Origin of the sequence: Micromonospora sp. NPDC047738 (assembly GCF_040642675.1) — a bacterium.
Lineage (GTDB): Bacteria > Actinomycetota > Actinomycetes > Mycobacteriales > Micromonosporaceae > Micromonospora.
Window position 1 is genome coordinate 38153 of record NZ_JBEYSO010000028.1, and the last position, 16786, is coordinate 54938.

The window sequence follows — 16786 nt, forward strand, 5'->3', positions numbered from 1 at the left end:
AACGGCGGACGGCACACGTACAGAACCAGGCACGGATCGGAGTGCGACCCAGCAGCAGGTCGACCCTCCCGCGACGATCGGCTCTTCACGTCCGCCGGAGGTGATGGTCAGCGCGCGATGGGCAGACCCTGCCTGGCGGACGCCTGACCGCGGCTAACCGCTCAGCTTCCGGATCTACCGAAGCAAGTTGCCGGCAGTCGGTCGAGGCCGCTGGGCCTTGCCGTTGCCAGGGGCTTTGTTGGCGGTCAGCGGACGGCGTCGGTGAGTCGGGTGGTGAGGTCTCGGATGTGTGCGATGAGTTCGGGTGGTTCGTGGATCTGGAAGCGGAAGCCGAACGATGCGACGTAGATGGCGAGTTCGTCGAGGGAGTTGGATCCCGTGTGCAGGAGGCAGGTGTGCGGGTCGACTGCTTCGATGACACCGACGGTGGGCGCGATCCGTTCGGCGGCGGTCTCGGCCGGGGCGTGGAGGGTGATTCGGGCCTGATAGCGGTAGGGGGCGGTGGAGATACCGTGGGTGAGGTAGCCGGCAAGGTTGACGTCGGGTGCCGGCCGGGGGGTGAAGCGAGGGCCGGTCGGGATGCGGGGATGAATTCGGTCGACCCGGTAGGTGCGCCAGTCGCGCCGGTCGGTGTCCCAGCCGACCAGGTACCAGCGCCGGCCGGTGTGGACCAGCCGGTGAGGTTCGGTGTCGCGTACCGAGTCGGTGCCGTCGTGGCTGTGGTAGTCGAAGCGAACCCGCTCGTGGTCGCGGCAGGCGGCGGCGAGGACGGTCAGCACGTCCGGGTCCACGGTGGGGCCGGTGGCGGGGACCGTGACGGTGGCCGAGTGCAGCAGGTTGACCCGATGCCGTATGCGCGAGGGCAGTACCTGTTCGAGCTTGGCCAGTGCGCGTAGCGAGGTTTCCTCGATGCCGGTGACCGTGCCGCTGGCGGCGGTACGTAGCCCGATGGCGACGGCGACGGCCTCCTCGTCGTCGAGCAGCAGCGGTGGGAGTTTCGTTCCGGCGCCGAGCCGGTAGCCGGCCGCGCCGGGGGTGGCGTGTACCGGGTAGCCGAGGTCGCGCAGTTTCTGGATGTCACGCCGCACGGTCCGCACGTCGACCTCAAGACGCTGCCCAAGCTCTGCGCCGGTCCACTCACGCGGGGTCTGCAGCAGTCCGAGAAGCCGCAGCAGTCGGGCGGAGGTTTCCAACATGCCCAGAAGTTTGCCATCCGCCTAGGGCGAAAGCTGTCCTAGCTGCCTCATAGTGTGACTGCCATGAGCGAAGAGAACACCCCGTTCCGGATCAACATCCCGCAGGGCCACCTGGACGACCTGCGTCAGCGGCTCGCCCACACCCGTTGGCCGGGCGAGGTGCCCGGCGCCGGCTGGGCGGCCGGGGTGCCGCTGGACTACCTGAAAGACCTGGCCGACTACTGGCAGACCACGTACGACTGGCGCGCCCACGAGGCACGGCTGAACGAATTTCCCCAGTTCACCACCGTCGTCGACGGGCAGACGGTGCATTTCCTGCACGTGCGTTCGCCCGAGCCGGACGCGCTGCCGCTCATCCTCACCCACGGCTGGCCCGGCTCGGTCGTGGAGTTCATGAAGGCCATCGGCCCCCTGACCGATCCCGCCCGGCACGGCGGCGACCCCGCCGACGCCTTCCACGTCGTGGCCCCGTCCCTGCCCGGCTTCGGCTTCTCCAGCCCACTCGCCGCCCCGGGCTGGAACACCAACCGGGTAGCCCACGCCTGGGCCGAGCTGATGAACCGCCTCGGCTACGACCGCTATGGGGCGCAGGGTGGCGACACCGGAGCGATCGTCTCCCCCGAACTCGGTCGCATCGTCCCCGATCATGTGATCGGCGTGCACGTCAACAACCTGGGCACCTTCCCCTCCGGCGATCCGGCCGAGCTGGTCGGCCTCACCGAAGCCGACCAGGCCCGCCTCGCGCTGATGACGACCTGGGGCCGGGACATGAGTGGGTACGCCATCGTCCAGTCGACCCGGCCGCACACAATCTCCTACGCCCTCACCGATTCACCCGTCGGCCAGCTCGCGTGGATCGTCGAGAAGTTCAAGGAATGGACCGACCCGAACGCCGCCCTGCCCGAGGACGCTGTCGACCGCGACCTGATCCTCACCGACGTCTCGGTGTACTGGCTGACCGGCACCGCCGGATCCGCCGCCCGCATCTACTACGAAGACGCCCGCACCTGGGGCCAGGCCCAGCCACGCTCCTCAGTACCGACCGGGGTGGCGGTGTTCCCCAACGACATCACCATCCGGCCCCTCGCCGAACGCGACCACAACGTGGTGCATTGGACCGAGTTCAGCCGCGGCGGGCACTTCGCCGCCCTGGAAGCACCCGACCTACTCGTCGGCGACGTGCGCGAGTTCTTCCGTAAGCTCCGCTGACCGCACCCAGCCAGGCCGGCCGTCTCGGCGCCCGGACCGCCCGATCCGGGCGACGAGACGGCACGTTCCAGGCTCATCCGAAGCCTGGGAACGCCCACCCGAACCACGACGCCGGGAGACGTGCTCGATGACCAACCTTTCGACGATGCTGCCGCGGCTGTCCTGGCCCGATGTATGGGGCCGGCGGCTCGACCGGCACGGACTGTCCGCTCCGGTACACGGCCGGCCAGCCGATGCCGTCGCCGCCATGTGCGGCGCGCACGCTCAAGTGCTCTCCGCCGCTGAGGTGTCCATCGGGTTGCGCGTCGCCGGCATCACCCGCAACGACGTTCGAGACGCGCTCTGGAAGGAACGTAGCCTGGTCAAGACGTTCGGGCCGCGCGGCACCGTGCACCTGCTGCCGACGCATGAGCTGCCGCTGTGGACCGGCGCGCTCGGCGCGTTGCCACCGTCCTCGAACAGCCTGCCCGCCGACGCGCGGCTGACCAGAGACCAGAGCGACGAGGTCGTCTCGGCGATCGCGCAAGCACTGGCCGATGCGGAACTGACCATGGACGAGCTCACCGCAGCGGTGGTCGCCCGCACCGGCTCCTGGGCCGCCGACCCGGTCGTGCCCGGGTTCGGCGGCATGTGGCCGCGCTGGCGACAGGCGATACACCTTGCCGCACACCGCGGGGCACTCTGTTTCGGCCCGAACCGTGGACGGAAGGTCACCTACACCAGCCCGCAACGGTGGCTTCCAGGACTCCGGCCCGCACCGGCACCCGACGCCCTCGCCGGCCTGGTCCGGCGCTACCTGCACGCGTACGGGCCGGCAACACCGCAGCAGTTCGCGCAGTGGCTGTCCGCGCCCCGCCGCTGGGCGACCCAGTTGTTCGACTCCCTCGCCGACGAACTGCAACAGGTCGATGTCGCCGGCGCGGTCGCCTGGGTCCTGGCCGGCGACACCGCGCCGGCACCCGTGCCACCGCACGGAGTACGGCTACTGCCATACTTCGACGCCTACACCGTCGGCTGCCACCCGCGCGAGCAACTCTTCCCCGGACCTGCCGCGCAACGCGCACTCTCCGGCGGCCAGGCCGGCAACTTTCCGGTACTGCTCATCGACGGCACCGTTGCCGGGATCTGGCACCTCCGCCGCTCCGGACGCAAGCTCCACATCACGGTCGAACCGCTTACCACGCTCACCGTCACCGAGCGCCGGGATCTCGACGACCAGGTAGACCGAATCGGGGAGATCCTGGAAGGCAGACCACAGTTGACCATCGGCACGGTGACCGTAGGCGGCCACGCGTAACCACGCCAGCGCCAACCGATTCCGGACACATAGCGATCGGTCCGCGAGCGCCGACAACGCCCGCGCATGCCGCGGTCCGCGCGCTATGCGGCGTCACGAGATGCTGACTCGGCCGGCATACCCACATAGCCGATGAGCGGATGCGGGCATGGATCAACAAGCAGAATGTGCTGGCCCGGCTAATCCTCCCACCTGAACAGCTCAGGATGCTTAGCCGCCTCGGCTTGGAGGCGGGGAAGGTCTGCCGCGTGGAGCGTTACGAGGCCACAACTGACACAGGCCAAAGCGCGGACTGACGTCACGTCTCGAGTGCCCCATCCTCGCCGCGATGGCCGCCACAACCGGATCCTCTGCTGGTCTATGTCGGTACGTACGCCCGTAGCCACACGCGTGCCACCACACGCAGGGCAAGGCGAAGTCGGCGTTGGCAGATTCTCAGCCACGGCGGTATGTCTACCAGCCAGAGACAACGGCTGTCCCATCCGCACATCAGCCGCGATCTGGGCGTTACGGATCGTGACCACTTGCGTCCGGAGAAACGTCCGGACATGCCGACGACAGGATGCCTCGGTTCCAAATCTGCGCACACCCAGGCCGAGCGGAATTCGACTCAGAGACTGTTACTGGCTTTTCGCACGCTCGCGATCGGCGGCTTCCCGGACGTCGCGAAAGTCCAGGACGGCCTCCCGAGCGATGCGAATGAGCATCGCAAGATTGCCATGCGCCAGCAGCAGCACGTCGTCGAGGACCTGCGGGGGTATCTCAAGTTCGCGCGGGCCGTAGCAGTCGTGCCACGCCATGTCCGTGAGGTGCAGCAAATCGAGCGCGGCCTCGACCTCCCGGGAAGCGAACAGTGCCTTAATACGAGGTTTGCGTTCCTGACGGCGCTGCTCACTCCCGATCGCCATCGGATCCCCTCCCAAACGTGCCCGCAAGCCAACAGGATCTCCAACCACCGCTCGCGTCGGCAACGGTCTGCGGCCCTCGGGTCGAATCCCAGCCACCGAGCCACGCGTCCGCAACTGCCGCAGTCCGTGCGTGCTGACCGGTCAAGAGCGGTCACGGTCGGTAGATGGCTGCTGAGTCGAGCGGGCATCCTGAACTGCCGAGAACGGTGCATCGCGAGCCGGCAGGCGACACGGAGTCAGACCCAAAGCGGCTACGCTGCGCTCGTGGAGGCGGCCGACATCGAGCCGGGGGCCGTGTTCCGGTTCCCGCACGACGACAGACCGAACCGAGTGCTTCTTCGCGACAGCGATGTCGTCATGTATGACGCCTGGTGGCCACAGATCAAGGCATGGGGACTGGCAGACCTCGCGGCGATCAAGCGCCAGCGCATCAGCTACTACGTCACCACTGTGGACGGTGATTGAGGAGGCGGTCCATCTGCGAACGGCGCCCTTGGCAGCCGACGAACTGGCGGTGCACCGGCCTGACCTGCCCTACGCCGCGGTGCGGGACCTGGTGATGACGTGGTCCTCGGGCGATGCCGGTCGGGTCACCGACGCTCCGGCAGAGCTGAGTGCGGCCCAGATTTACTTGTTGCCGTTCGGACCCGGCGGCGGTACCAAGGCCGGGGTTCGAGTTGCCGCAGACAACGGCAGTGCCTTCACCGTCGGGGAGTTGTTCCGCAAGGCCCAGGCCGTCCAGGCTGGGCATTCGGGTCATGTGCTGCCAGGCGCGGGAGTCGGGATCTATCGGTGCGGGCTACAGCGCGGACTGCCCGCCTACTACCTGTGGGGAGCGGTGAGTCGACTTCATGAGCACCTCGCCGCACATCGTCGATAACGGCGCACGATTTTGGCCGTCGTCCGTGCGTGGTGACCGATCAAGAGCGGTCGCCACGGGTAGTTGGCCTCTGAGTCGAGCGGGCATCCTGAAACTGTCGATGAGCGGATGTCTGATCATGCTGAGCCGGGTTCGGGCCTGCGGCTTCTGCGCGAAGATGTGGTCCGTGACGAGCGTGGGGCATCGGCAACGCCTGGACGGCCGCCTGCTGGCCTGTCGGGGTCGGCCAGGTCGGGGCTGGCCCGCCGCGGGGGCGCCTCGTAGGAGATGAACTCGAGCAGGCTTCCATCTGGATCGCGAAAGTAGACGCTCGTCCCTGTTCCGCCGGCACCGAATCGCGGAACAGGTCCTGTTTCCACCTCGACATTGTGTTGTCGCAGGTGTGTCACCGCCTCCTCGATCGGCCCCTCCCAGACGAAGCAGATGTCACTGTTCCCCGGGCGGACGGGGAGACGGGCAACGTTGTCCGCAAGGTCGACACCCGGCCCATGAACGTTCAACTGGTTGGGACCGACTCGGAACGCAACGCGGTCGCCGCCAACGCTGATCACCTCAGCACCGACGACATCACGATAGAAGTCGGTGGAGACCCGCCAATCCGAGACAGCAATGACGGCGTGGTCCAGCCGAGTCACGGGCACCATCTCACGACCTTACTTCGCGAGGTCGCGCCCACGGTCGTCCCGGATCTGCCGCCGTCCGTGAGCGTCAGCCGCGCGTGGCCCTCACTGCGGGTGGTCGGCGCTTCGCGACGCTCGGGCGTCCCGGATCTGCCGCCGTCCGTGGGCGTCAGCCGCGCGTGGCCCTCACTGCGGGTGGTCGGCGCTTCGCGACGCTCGGGCGTCCTGAACTGCCGAGATCAGTGCGTCTGCTTCTTCCCGCTCGGCGCATCGAACGGCGCAGTTGCGGGCTCATCGAGGCGCAGGATCGTTTCCTCGATCTCAGTGTTTCGCCCGTTGGCGAAGGACGTCTCCGTGCCTGTGATCGCGAATCCTGCTCTCTGCAGCACCTTCAGCGATCCCACGTTGTCACTCGCGACGCGGGCGAACAAGGGCCGGACGTGAACCGATTCCAGGAGGAGGGCCAGCGCTCGGGAAGCGATGCGCTGTCCCCAGAACGATCTGTCGATCCAGTAGGTAACTTCGGTGTCGCCGTCGATTACGAAGCTGGCGATACTGCCGACGAGCCGTCCATCGAGCGTGATAACGCGGTTTGTGACGTCGGGTGATGTCCTGACCTTCGCCATGTGGGCATCGAAAGCGGTGCGATCATCGGGATCTTTGGCGGTGAAGGCTGCCATTCGGACCGACTCGGGATCCCGCATCTGTTCGAACAGCGCGTCGAGGTCGGAGTCGTTGACCGGTCGCAGTGCCACCTCGGGCTCAGCCACAAGCGCCCCCAAACTTGATCCAGCTGTGGTACCAGAGGTCGCGCACCAGCGCTTTCCGCTCGGTTCGAGCGCCTTGCGGCACCACCAAGCCGCCCTGGCGCTGCCGACCCAGTATTCGTCCAGTCAGCGGCTTTGTCGCAGCAAGCCGTAGAGTCCCTCGTCATCTGGACGGGCCGCGAGGTCGCCGGTAGAGGGGGGTGCTGGGCTGCTGGAGCCGCACCGGCCCGGGACCGCGCCCCTGGAGGGTGTCGTCGGGGTTGAGGAGCAGGCATGCCTTCATCGACAGGCAGCCGCAGCCGATGCAGCCGGTGAGTTCGTGTTCGAGGCTTTCGATGACGCGGCGACGCTCCTCCAGTTGTTTCTTCCAACGCCGGGAGACTCGCTGCCAGTCCTTGTGGGTGGGAGCGCGATCAGCGGGGAGGCCGGCGAAGACCTCGGCGACGTCCGACAGCGGGATATGGAGGCGTTTGGCCACGATGATCAAGGAGATCCGGCGGAGCATGTGCCGGGAGAAGACCCGCTGATTGCCGCTGGTGCGTTCGCTAAAGATCAGGCCCTTGCGTTCGTAGAAGTGCAGGGCGGAGGCGGGCACGCCAGTCCGGCGGATGACCTCACCGATCGTGAAATGATCATCTGGACTGGCATGCACGGCATTACTCCTTGCTTGGTTCGTTCCGTGCGATGGCGGTCAGGTGGTGCGGCGGGACGTCGCGCTGCGGCTGTGAATGAGGACGGCCACGATGATCGATAGGACCAGGCAGAGCAGGCCGACACCGAGCTGGGTCATCTGCCAGGACCAGGTGAAGGCGTCCAGTTCCACGCTTTCGGCTCCGTCGGTGAGGCGTCCGGCGCCGACTGCGGCGGCGCGGGTGGTGTCGCCGAGCCTGGCCGCGAGAAGGCCGACGAGGGAGGCACTGTAGGCGGCGATCACCAGAGCCTCGGCCGCTCCCCGCAGCGTGTTGAGGAAGCCAGCCGCCATGCCGACGGCATCGGCATGGACCAAGGCCATGGCCTGGCCGTCGGTGATGCCGAAGGACACTCCCATACCGACGCCGATCATCACCAGTGGTGCCGCGACGGCCGCCACCGCGTCGTCGGCGTTCAACGTCACTAGCCACAGACTCCCGGCAGCGACCAGCACCAGAGCGACCACGATCAGCAGACGGGCCGGAACAGCTTTGTTCACCAGGGCCACGGCGACCATGGGCATGATCAGTACAGGGGCGGTCAGCAGCAGCATCGCCACCCCCGCGGCCAGAGGAGAAAGCCCGGCCGCCGCCTGCAAGTAGGTGGGCAAGAAGACGAGGACGCCGAGGAACCCGATGGAGGTTGTCAGGGTCGCCAGACTCCAGCCCAGGAAACCGCGATTGGTGACCAGGGCAGGCTCCAGCACCGGAGTGGCACTGCGCCGCTGAACGATGCCGAAGATGACGAGCACGACCAGGCCGGCAATACCGGTGAACAGAACGACCGGGTGCAACCAGCCGAGCGCGGGCGCCTCCAGGAGCGCGAACATCAGCAGTGCCAATGCCGCGACGAACAGGACGCTACCTGCCCAGTCGATCTGGTCGACACCAGTCGCGCGGGACTCACGGACACGAGTCCCGCCCGAAGCGACCAGCAGGCCGACGACGGCGAAGACCGCGAAGCTCCCCCGCCATCCGGCTGCGCCGATCAGCAGGCCCGACAGGCTCGGACCGATGGCGATCCCGACCCCCGCCATGGTGCCCATCAGGGCGAAGGCGCGATTGCGGGCCACGGCGTCGTAGTTGGAGGCGAGGATGGCACCGCCGGCCGCCATGATCCCGGCGGCGCCAACGCCGGAGACGATGCGGGCGATGTCGGTGACGACGATCGCCGGGCTCAGCACCGCCCCGAGGAATCCGGCCGCGAAGACCAGCGCCGAGACGACGAACACCCGTCGGCGGCCGATCCGGTCAGCGGCCGAACCCGCGATGAGTGTCATGGCTGCGAAGGCCAAGTTGTAACCGGCGACGACCCAGTTCAACGGGGACCCGGAGGTATTGAGATCACGACCGATGCTCCGGAGTGCCACCGCGGTCCCCGAGATGGACATCGCCACCAGGACGACGCCGACCATGACCACCGGAAGCGTCATCGGAGACGGTCGATCCGCTGGGGTCGGATGCGGAGGGGGCTCCGTGGCCGTGCTGTTCGCCATGGCTGCTCGCCTTCCTTGGTCGTAGGGCAGATGGCGAACAGCCCACCAGCTCAACCTCGGTTGAGGTCAAATACGCTGGTTAAGTATGCCGGTACGAGGTCGTCAAGGCGGCCTCATGCAGAACCGCAAGGTGTTGGCCGGCCGGATCCTTCCGGGACGTGGTGTGCGGGACTGGTGGGCACCGCCGGGAGGAGGAGTCAGGGCTGCCGCTGCCTATCGTGTCCCAGCGAGCTGGACCTACGGGTACGGGCAGGCCCAGATGGACGGTTGCCGACAGGAACGGCACTCCACCCCGGCGCGGGCGCAGGCCTGGCGCAGGGCGGCAGCTCGCGGCACAGCGTCAGGCCGGGATTGCTTCGATCAACCGGACAGGCAGCGCCACCGTACCGCCGATGGCTGTAACCAGGGCGCCCTCAGCGGTGTGTATATCGGTGACAGCCATGGAGAGGGACGGTGCGGATGGGTACGACCGACGACTTTGACGCCTTTTACACAGCGACCTCGGCGCGCGTCGTGCACCAGGTGTATGCCGTCTGCGGCGACCTTAGCGAGGCTCAGGACGCCGTGCAGGAGGCGTACGCGCGCGCCTGGATACGGTGGTCGTGGCTGTCGGGCTACGAGGACCCGGAGGCGTGGGTACGGACCGTGGCGTGGCGGGTGGCGGCCAACCGATGGCGCAGCGTCCGGCGCTGGCTGGCCGCGCGGGCCAGGCTCGGCCCGCCCGTGACGGCTGCCGAACCGACGCCGGACCGGATCGCGGTGTTGGTGGCGCTACGCCGGCTGCCGGAGGCGCAACGGCGGGTCGTGGTCCTGCACTACCTCTGCGACCTTCCGATCGCCGAGATTGCCGAGACCACCCGCATGCCCGCCGGCACCGTCAAGGTCTACCTTGCCCGCGCGCGGGCGGCGCTCGCTCCGCTGCTCGGCACCGACGACGAACGGAAGGAATCCGATGTCAGCACACATCCGTGAGGCCATTGCGGCCCTCAAGCACGACACCGCCGCCCTGAAGCTGGCGCCACCAGCGCAGGTTCGCGCCCGCGGAGAGACCTTGCGCCGGAAGCGTGTGGCCGGCGGCGTGGCGGCGGCCACCGTCCTCACCGCCGTTGGGGTGTTCGCTGCCGTTTCGGCCACGGCCGACCGCGGGACGAACCCATCCCCGCCACCCGTGGGTGCGAGCGCGGCCGTGACGTCGGCGGCCGCGGTGGACTGCGGCAGCCACGAGGTAGGCCAGTCCGAAGGTCTGCCGGATGCGGCGATTACCTGCTTCCTCGACGCGGTGGAGGCACGCCGGCCCGCCCGCCTCGCCGAGACCCGGCCGACGATCGAAGGTGACCCGATCCGCACCGTCTACGTCGCCGATGCCGACGGTGCCGTGCAGGTCACCATCGATAACCGACAGGACAGGTTCGGTAGCCGGGGTATCACCCGGCAGACGTGCACCGGACCCGTCGTCGACCACAGGCACATCGGCTTCGCGCAGTGCTCTTCGCCGAAAGCCGTCTGACCTGCCGGACGAGGCGCGCCATAACTGGTTGCCGCTCAAGACGGACACCCGCGCCGCCAGCGACGCTTGGTCACGGCAGCGCCTGCGCCGTGGCAACTCCCGGCCGCTGGTGGCTCGCGACCGGTGCGATGCTGACAGTCCTCGCCGCCGGACTGGTCGCCGTGGCCCGGTTGCCGCTTGCGACCAGAGCGGGCAGCGACCGAACGCGTGGGCCAGCCACGGGCCAGTAACTAGTTCGCCGAACGGTCACCAAGGAGGGGCACCAGCGGTCACCAACGCCAACCGGCTCAGCAGGCGATTCGGACATCGCGGGGCAGCGAACCACCGACTTCCAAACTGACGGTGCGGGTTCGATTCCCGTCGCCCGCTCAGCGATGGTGGCCCAGGTCAGACGACGTTTCCGACCTGGGCCACATTCATTCCTATCGCTTGCTCTTGCCGGCGGAGATCCAGGACCCGGGAGAACGGGCACGCAAGGCCAGTGACCTGATCGACGAGCATCAGGCGGCGGTCAACGAGCTGTCTCGGCTGCGCCAGGAGGCGTTGGACGAGATGGTGTCGCAGGGGATGACCCATGCTCAGATTGCTCAGGTCGTCGGGATGACCCGTGCCCGAGTCGGTCAGCTCCTGTCGTCTGGACCCCGGCCGGAACGGGCGATGCTCGGCACCGGACCGCTCACCGTGGCGGTCGGTGGCAAGTTCGAGGCGGACAAGAAGGACCCGTACGCGGTCGTCTCCGCCGAGATGCTTGCCGCGTACGAGAAGGTCTCCAACCTCGCTCGGGGCCTCGGGTTGAAGACCGAGTACGAGGTGGTGCCACCACCGGGCATGGTCGACCTGAACCGCACCAACCTGGTCGTCGTCGGCAGCCCTCGCATTCTGCCGTTCGTCGGGCAGGTGCTCGCCTCTGACTCGAAGCTGGGCTTCGGCAAGGTCGACGGCGGCCTGTACCTGGTCAACCACCAGACCGGCGAGGAGTTCCACTCGCCGTCAGACAAGGGCGAGCCGGTCGACTACGGATACATCGGCCGGCTGCCCCGCCCCGATGGCCGAGGCACGTTCCTGTACCTCGCCGGCATCCACGCCATGGGAACCGTCGGCGTCGCCCAGTTCCTCGAAGACCACCTGGACGAGCTGTACCGCGAGGTGAAGAACCGCCGGTTCTCCCTGCTGGTGTCCTGCACCTACGACCCGGCCAAGCGCACGATCAAGAAGGTCGACGCACTGACGCCGATCTACCGCAGCGAGGGCGTGGCCTGATGCGCGTCTCGACCGCCTCCGAGGCTGGCAACCCGAAGTCGTCCAACGAGGATTGGGCCATGGCCAGCGAGAACCTGATCGTGGTTCTTGATGGTGCCACCGCCCGCACCGGCACCGGATGTGTCCACGACATCGCCTGGTACGCGGCCAAGCTCGGCTCAGCACTCGCCGGGCTGGCCGCCGACCGCGACTCCGAGCTGGCCAACGCGCTCATGTACGGCATCAGGTTTACCGCCGACCAGCACCGGGACACCTGCGACCTCAGCCACCCCGGCACACCCTCTGCGGCAGCGGCCATGCTGAGGCTCAAGGACACCGCGCTGGAGTACCTGGTGCTCGGTGACGTCACGGTGCTCATCGACACCGCCGATGGCATCCAGGTCATCACCGATGACCGGGCGGACAAGACTGCCCGCGCCGAACGGGAGGAAGCCGATCGGCACCCGTTCGGTTCGGCCGAGAAGCAGGCCGCTCTGCTGCGGATGAAGCACGCCGAGTTGGCCGCCCGTAACCAGCCCGGAGGCTACTGGGTGGCAGCCGCGGACCCGTTCGCTGCTCAGCACGCCGTCACCGGAGAAGTCCCCCTCGACAGTGTCCGACGGGTCGCCGTGCTCACCGACGGAGCCGCCCGCCTGGTGGCCCTGTTCGGCCTGCTCGACTGGCCCGACGTGCTCGACGTCCTGGAGCAGAACGGCCCCACCGAGCTGATCAGCCGGGTACGCGCCATCGAGGCCGCCGACCCGTCCTGCATGAAGTGGGCACGCAACAAGCGCAGCGACGACGCCACCGCCGTTTACGCAGCCTGAACAGCCATCTCGCAGATCGACCGGCCGGCTGCCGGCAATGCCTGGTCTCGCATGATGGTTGACGAAACGGCGTCACCTGATGCCTTACACGATCACGACCGAGACCGCCCGATCCAGGGTGGAACTGCCGGCCCTCATGCCGGCCCAGGACGTGCCGCTCGCCCTGTTAGAGGGGGTTGGTTTAGTGCCTGTATATGCGCCCTATTTGGGGGTATCAGAGAGGCAGCAGGTCCTTGGCAAGGTCCCGCTTCACGCGCCACTGGCTTCGTGACTCGGTCGGCCACGGGAAGCCCCCGTGATCGAACACCCAGTTCAGGTAAGAGACGAACGGCATCGTTGTCCCGCCCACGAAGAGCCCGTCGACGCAGCCGTCAGGTAGGACCATCCCGTACGGTGAGCCCCCGCTGACGTTCTCCTTGTGGAACCGGTCCGGTGCGAGTGGGAGCACGAACACGCCGGCGTCGGCGTCTTCCGCCTGCCATTCGCGCCAGCCGTTCCATTCTTCGTCGAAGTAGTCGCGAATCGACGCCGTCCCGGGGTGGAGCGAACCCTCCAGCTCGATCACGAGTGGATCGGCCGAAGCGGAGCTGGACCACTGCGGATGCGTTCCGACCAACCAAACGTCCCCGACGAGCCGCACCCAGGACCGCAGGGTCATGGGTACCGCACCGAAACGTTCCTGGAGCCAATCCGCCTGCTCCGCAGCTGTCGCCGTCGGGGCGACGTGGGGCGTCATGGGAGTCTGTTCGTCGTCATTGAAGTGGAAGCGGTAGCCGTCAGCCGAAAGCCGCTCAATGATGACCGCGACGTTTTGCTGGGCCCGGCGAGCCATCTCGTCGCAGACCTGCTGCGCCTCCTCGGCCAACTCGGAATGCTGCCGGATCGTGCTGCCCAGTTGGCGCAGCTCGTGCCACACCTGTTCCCGTTGTCCGGCAAGGTAACGGCTCAGCCACTGCGGGGAGGACACCATGGCGGCAATCCTGCCGCACCAACAACTGGTTGCACCGGGCAGGTCGTGGATCGTGTCGGATCAGCGATCATGTAAACCATCAAGTGAGGCCGCCGTGTCAACCATCAACCGGCGCAGGACAGCCGGCTGCCGGCAAAGTGGTGAGAACTTTCTGTACGTCTTCAGGCTTCCCGGCAAGCGGGCCGCACGCGCCGCCGCCAGGGCGCGCTCTCACTGAGCGACCGATCTCACGGCTGCTCAGGCGGTAGGCCAACCTGCCGACGCCAGTCGACGCAAGGCACCTTCCAAACTGCCCGCGTGAGGATGAGTGGCCATGAGCCCCAACGCATGGAGCTTGCTCGATGGCAGAGCTGAGCGGGCAAAGCGCTTGTGGCCAGCGATCAAGTCTGCGCTGCCTGTGGGTGAACGAGTCTGCCTACCGAGGCGGCCGATGATATTTCGTTCCGTTCGTCCGCAACTCTTCAGCGTACCCAACCCGCGTTCTGTGGGCAGATATCAGCGCTGTGGTGGACAGCCCAATTGCGAGGGTGCCCACAATTTGGCCGAAAATGTCAAGCAGGTTGATCGGGCCGCTGAAAGCGACGACCACGAGAGCCGCTGCCTGCGGCAAAACGATTAGTATCAGCCCGGACAAGAGGAGCGGACGAGCGAATCCGCCGCTCCGAATATGCAGATAGGATTCAGAGTTGTTCCACTGGATGGGTAGATCCCGCCCCGGATAGTTACGGTACAGCCAACCAGACAGTTCTATTCCTAGATAGCGCGCCAATGCGCCAATAAAGATTGTGTGCTGGCTGTATAGCTGACTCGCGCCCATTCCTAATAGCGGGATCGCATAGAGTACGGGGCGGTAGGGATCGTTGAGGGAAACGCCGAATAGGCTGGCGCTGCCAGCAAGGAAGAGGAACAGGACAGCGTCCCGTAGGCCTACCCTGTGTGATATTTCTGCCCGTGCGCTCGCGTGAGATTGGAAGGCGATCTGAAGTAGGTCGCTTTGGTCCTTAGAGGATGACGAACTGGCCACATCACACTCCAATCATTGGAAGCCAAGGGTAGGGGTTGCAGTCAACGAAACGTTTACAGCGCGCCTCCTTGGGGCTCGCCTGGCTCTCGTCTGACCAGCCCCTTGCCCTCAATTGAGTGACTGACTAGCTGGATGACGACCACAACGGACCCGATGGACGTTCATGCACCCTGTGGAACCGTCATGGCTGCCAGGAGCCGGTGATGCGGCAGGTGGCAAGCCTGTGTTGGTGCCTGGGTGGTCAAGCGGTCGTGTCGGCGTGTCGCCGAGGGGAGCCCCAAGATCAGGCCGTCTCCAGGCCGTCAGAGGTGGACCAAGAGCAATGAACGTTGACCACCGACGACCAATGAACGGGCAGCTCAGACGGCATCTTGGCCGTGCTGATCGACTATGCCCTCACCTTTGATCAATACAACGCCAAATAATCGGGGCAAGTGCTCTGAAGCGGGATCGTCTCGGGATGTGGGTGACACATCCGGCCAGACGATCATCAGTGCGTCAGGGTGAGGGATCGAAGTTGCTCGCGCGGGCGGGCGGTGCGTCAGCGCGCTGTTGATGCGGGGTGTTGAGCGCAGCCTGGACAACGGGCTTCCACTGGGCAGCGAAGGTTTCGGCGAATCGTTCATGGTCCGATCGTCGCTGTATATTGCCCACCTTCCGGGCGCGGTGTTGGAGCAGATGATGGCCAAGCTCGTGCAGCAGTACGTCAAATCGCATGAAGTCTCGCAGCCGCGCCGCCTCGTGTGCCGGTTGCTCGTAGAGGACGATCTCGCCTGGTGCTCTGGTCTTGCCGTAGACCACCAGTCCGGGGTCGAAGTCCTCGGTCTGCCGCAACTCGATGACGCGTAGCCCGTACCATGCGGAAGCCCCGATGGCCTCCAGCACCTCACGAACGTCACGTCCACTTGCCGGATGCACGAAACCAGGTCGCGGTGCATGAACGTGGATCCGTACCCGGTCTGGCCCCGGAGCGCGACGGAGCGCCTGGCGGGACCGCGGATCTGTTTGCAGGCTTCGGCTCACATCGCCCATGTTCGGCGGCCCCACGACATGCAACAACCGATTTCACCGCGGAAGTCACGTATTCCCCGGGAGTCAGGGGCCGCCAGACCGACGCCCGGGCTCGATGTGTCATGCAGGTCCCGAGACCGGACACAGCTCTGCCGGCGTGTCGGGCTTCACTAGATGCGTGACGGATTGTGCTCAGTTGATCCGTTACGCATCCGGCTAGACAATCTTGCACGCCCGGGCTAGGGCATCGATACGTTGCGCGGCCAGTCTCTGAGGTGCGGGAACTGGCGTAGGTAGCGCTCGCATCTCTGGGCGAAGTCGCCCGGTTCATGCGGTAGTCGAGTCACCGTGACGACGTGACGCGGGTCCGTGTGACCAGGCCGCAGCATCTGGATCTGTTCGTCGATGAACTCTCCGCCCCCGAGCTCGGCGACGGCAAGCGCCATGGCCGTCGCTACGACAACACTCACACAGGTGCGGTACGGACTAAAGACCGCGGCGACCTCGCCGCCGGCCACTGGAGCATGGTCGATGACCATGAGCCATACGCCGTCATTGCAGTCCGAAATATCGATCTCGTAGTGGATCGAGCCAGGCGAACCGTTGGACTCCGGCTCGATGGGGTCGCCGATGGTGGTGGACAGCAGTTGGGCCTCACCAAGCCGCCGGCCGGCACTGACACGACGCCCCTGCTCGTAACGCCGGTCAACGACCACGCTCAGGTCCGGTGTCGCGTCCACGCCGAGAAGCTCCGCCAGGGTGCTCCTTGCGGCAGTCAACACGTCAGTAAACAGGACCGGACGTGGCACCGACGCCTCAAGGTCAATAGACACCCAGAAACCGTAGCGGCCCTTCCTCAGAGCCAGCCAATGCCGTCACCCATCTGTGAGGCTCGTGGTGGTGGTCCAGGGTGGACTGCTGCCAAAATCGGTGCCGGGTGATTAAGGGCTGACCCCTCACGCATCTGGCCGTCTCCACGTGCCTTGCGCTTGACCTGTCGTCTTTGATCGCCGGCCGGCCTGGCTCACCGTCTGGCCTGATCAGAAGCTTGCCCGCCATGCGGCGTGGCTCATCACAGAAGTGCCGTAGGTGTCTCCACCCAGGCCGGTGCCAACGTCAGCCACCGCCCTTTGGGAAGAAGCAACG

17 protein-coding genes are annotated in these 16786 nt (G+C 66.6%); 8 read left to right on the forward strand and 9 right to left on the reverse strand.

Translation table 11 applies throughout. The annotated features are described in order from the left end of the window. Window positions 1–245: 245 nt before the first annotated feature. Window positions 246–1196, reverse strand: coding sequence for a YafY family protein (locus ABZ783_RS30305; RefSeq protein WP_357444091.1), 951 nt, complete (start codon window positions 1194–1196; stop codon window positions 246–248). Between the two features lie 63 nt (window positions 1197–1259). Here ABZ783_RS30305 and ABZ783_RS30310 point away from each other — a divergent pair, with 63 nt between their 5' ends. Beyond that, entirely contained in the window at window positions 1260–2405 is a 1146-nt protein-coding gene (locus ABZ783_RS30310; protein WP_357444093.1) for an epoxide hydrolase family protein, read from the forward strand. A gap of 127 nt (window positions 2406–2532) precedes the next feature. Beyond that, window positions 2533–3702 carry a winged helix DNA-binding domain-containing protein gene (locus tag ABZ783_RS30315; protein WP_357444095.1) on the forward strand — a complete coding sequence of 390 codons (1170 nt, stop codon included), beginning with the start codon at window positions 2533–2535 and terminating at the stop codon, window positions 3700–3702. Window positions 3703–4322: 620 nt separating this feature from the next. Here ABZ783_RS30315 and ABZ783_RS30320 read toward each other — a convergent pair. After that, the gene (locus ABZ783_RS30320; RefSeq protein ID WP_357444097.1) at window positions 4323–4610 is read right to left on the reverse strand and encodes a hypothetical protein; all 288 of its coding nucleotides are present in this window, start codon (window positions 4608–4610) and stop codon (window positions 4323–4325) included. Between the two features lie 264 nt (window positions 4611–4874). Between ABZ783_RS30320 and ABZ783_RS30325 the strand changes: the two genes are divergently transcribed. Together ABZ783_RS30325 and ABZ783_RS30330 are read left to right on the forward strand one after the other, a co-directional pair. Further along, complete coding sequence (locus ABZ783_RS30325) at window positions 4875–5075, forward strand: hypothetical protein (protein WP_357444099.1); 201 nt, start codon at window positions 4875–4877, stop codon at window positions 5073–5075. After that, window positions 5068–5490 (forward strand): hypothetical protein, encoded by a 423-nt coding sequence (locus tag ABZ783_RS30330; protein ID WP_357444101.1) that lies wholly within the window; start codon window positions 5068–5070, stop codon window positions 5488–5490. Before ABZ783_RS30325 ends, ABZ783_RS30330 begins: the two co-directional genes overlap by 8 nt. 116 nt (window positions 5491–5606) lie before the next feature. Here ABZ783_RS30330 and ABZ783_RS30335 read toward each other — a convergent pair whose 3' ends face one another. The 4 genes from ABZ783_RS30335 to ABZ783_RS30350 all read right to left on the reverse strand — a co-directional run bounded on the left by ABZ783_RS30335 (window position 5607) and on the right by ABZ783_RS30350 (window position 8999). Then, the gene (locus ABZ783_RS30335; protein WP_357444103.1) at window positions 5607–6134 is read right to left on the reverse strand and encodes a VOC family protein; all 528 of its coding nucleotides are present in this window, start codon (window positions 6132–6134) and stop codon (window positions 5607–5609) included. Window positions 6135–6349: 215 nt separating this feature from the next. Next, window positions 6350–6880 (reverse strand): GNAT family N-acetyltransferase, encoded by a 531-nt coding sequence (locus tag ABZ783_RS30340; RefSeq protein ID WP_357444105.1) that lies wholly within the window; start codon window positions 6878–6880, stop codon window positions 6350–6352. Window positions 6881–7040: 160 nt separating this feature from the next. Beyond that, window positions 7041–7529, reverse strand: coding sequence for a redox-sensitive transcriptional activator SoxR (gene soxR, locus ABZ783_RS30345; protein ID WP_357444107.1), 489 nt, complete (start codon window positions 7527–7529; stop codon window positions 7041–7043). Window positions 7530–7568: 39 nt separating this feature from the next. Continuing rightward, window positions 7569–8999: an MFS transporter gene (locus ABZ783_RS30350; protein WP_357444109.1), complete on the reverse strand. Its 1431-nt coding sequence runs from the start codon at window positions 8997–8999 to the stop codon at window positions 7569–7571. A gap of 522 nt (window positions 9000–9521) precedes the next feature. Between ABZ783_RS30350 and ABZ783_RS30355 the strand changes: the two genes are divergently transcribed. The 4 genes from ABZ783_RS30355 to ABZ783_RS30370 all read left to right on the forward strand — a co-directional run bounded on the left by ABZ783_RS30355 (window position 9522) and on the right by ABZ783_RS30370 (window position 12635). Continuing rightward, the gene (locus ABZ783_RS30355; RefSeq protein ID WP_357444111.1) at window positions 9522–10034 is read left to right on the forward strand and encodes a SigE family RNA polymerase sigma factor; all 513 of its coding nucleotides are present in this window, start codon (window positions 9522–9524) and stop codon (window positions 10032–10034) included. Further along, the gene (locus ABZ783_RS30360) at window positions 10015–10569 is read left to right on the forward strand and encodes a DUF4362 domain-containing protein (RefSeq protein ID WP_357444113.1); all 555 of its coding nucleotides are present in this window, start codon (window positions 10015–10017) and stop codon (window positions 10567–10569) included. The genes ABZ783_RS30355 and ABZ783_RS30360 overlap by 20 nt, the downstream gene beginning before the upstream one ends. A 435-nt stretch (window positions 10570–11004) precedes the next feature. Next, window positions 11005–11829, forward strand: coding sequence for a sigma-70 family RNA polymerase sigma factor (locus ABZ783_RS30365; protein ID WP_357444115.1), 825 nt, complete (start codon window positions 11005–11007; stop codon window positions 11827–11829). Between the two features lie 59 nt (window positions 11830–11888). After that, window positions 11889–12635, forward strand: a complete 747-nt coding sequence (locus tag ABZ783_RS30370) for a hypothetical protein (RefSeq protein ID WP_357444117.1) — start codon at window positions 11889–11891, stop codon at window positions 12633–12635. Between the two features lie 214 nt (window positions 12636–12849). Here ABZ783_RS30370 and ABZ783_RS30375 read toward each other — a convergent pair whose 3' ends face one another. The 3 genes from ABZ783_RS30375 to ABZ783_RS30385 form a co-directional block, all read right to left on the reverse strand. After that, on the reverse strand, window positions 12850–13605 hold the full coding sequence (locus ABZ783_RS30375) for a hypothetical protein (protein WP_357444119.1): 756 nt from the start codon (window positions 13603–13605) through the stop codon (window positions 12850–12852). 1522 nt (window positions 13606–15127) lie between these two features. Beyond that, complete coding sequence (locus tag ABZ783_RS30380; RefSeq protein ID WP_357444121.1) at window positions 15128–15514, reverse strand: hypothetical protein; 387 nt, start codon at window positions 15512–15514, stop codon at window positions 15128–15130. A 365-nt stretch (window positions 15515–15879) separates the two neighbouring features. After that, the gene (locus ABZ783_RS30385; protein ID WP_357444123.1) at window positions 15880–16473 is read right to left on the reverse strand and encodes a hypothetical protein; all 594 of its coding nucleotides are present in this window, start codon (window positions 16471–16473) and stop codon (window positions 15880–15882) included. Between the last annotated feature and the right edge of the window lie 313 nt (window positions 16474–16786).

Bases quoted from the DNA above. Each gene is read 5' to 3' on its own strand.
- ABZ783_RS30305 (WP_357444091.1), bottom strand. From the start codon at position 1,196: ATGTTGGAAACCTCCGCCCGACTGCTGCGGCTTCTCGGACTGCTGCAG.
- ABZ783_RS30310 (WP_357444093.1), top strand. From the start codon at position 1,260: ATGAGCGAAGAGAACACCCCGTTCCGGATCAACATCCCGCAGGGCCAC.
- ABZ783_RS30315 (WP_357444095.1), top strand. From the start codon at position 2,533: ATGACCAACCTTTCGACGATGCTGCCGCGGCTGTCCTGGCCCGATGTA.
- ABZ783_RS30320 (WP_357444097.1), bottom strand. From the start codon at position 4,610: ATGGCGATCGGGAGTGAGCAGCGCCGTCAGGAACGCAAACCTCGTATT.
- ABZ783_RS30335 (WP_357444103.1), bottom strand. From the start codon at position 6,134: ATGGTGCCCGTGACTCGGCTGGACCACGCCGTCATTGCTGTCTCGGAT.
- ABZ783_RS30350 (WP_357444109.1), bottom strand. From the start codon at position 8,999: ATGACGCTTCCGGTGGTCATGGTCGGCGTCGTCCTGGTGGCGATGTCC.
- ABZ783_RS30355 (WP_357444111.1), top strand. From the start codon at position 9,522: ATGGGTACGACCGACGACTTTGACGCCTTTTACACAGCGACCTCGGCG.
- ABZ783_RS30360 (WP_357444113.1), top strand. From the start codon at position 10,015: ATGTCAGCACACATCCGTGAGGCCATTGCGGCCCTCAAGCACGACACC.
- ABZ783_RS30370 (WP_357444117.1), top strand. From the start codon at position 11,889: ATGGCCAGCGAGAACCTGATCGTGGTTCTTGATGGTGCCACCGCCCGC.
- ABZ783_RS30375 (WP_357444119.1), bottom strand. From the start codon at position 13,605: ATGGTGTCCTCCCCGCAGTGGCTGAGCCGTTACCTTGCCGGACAACGG.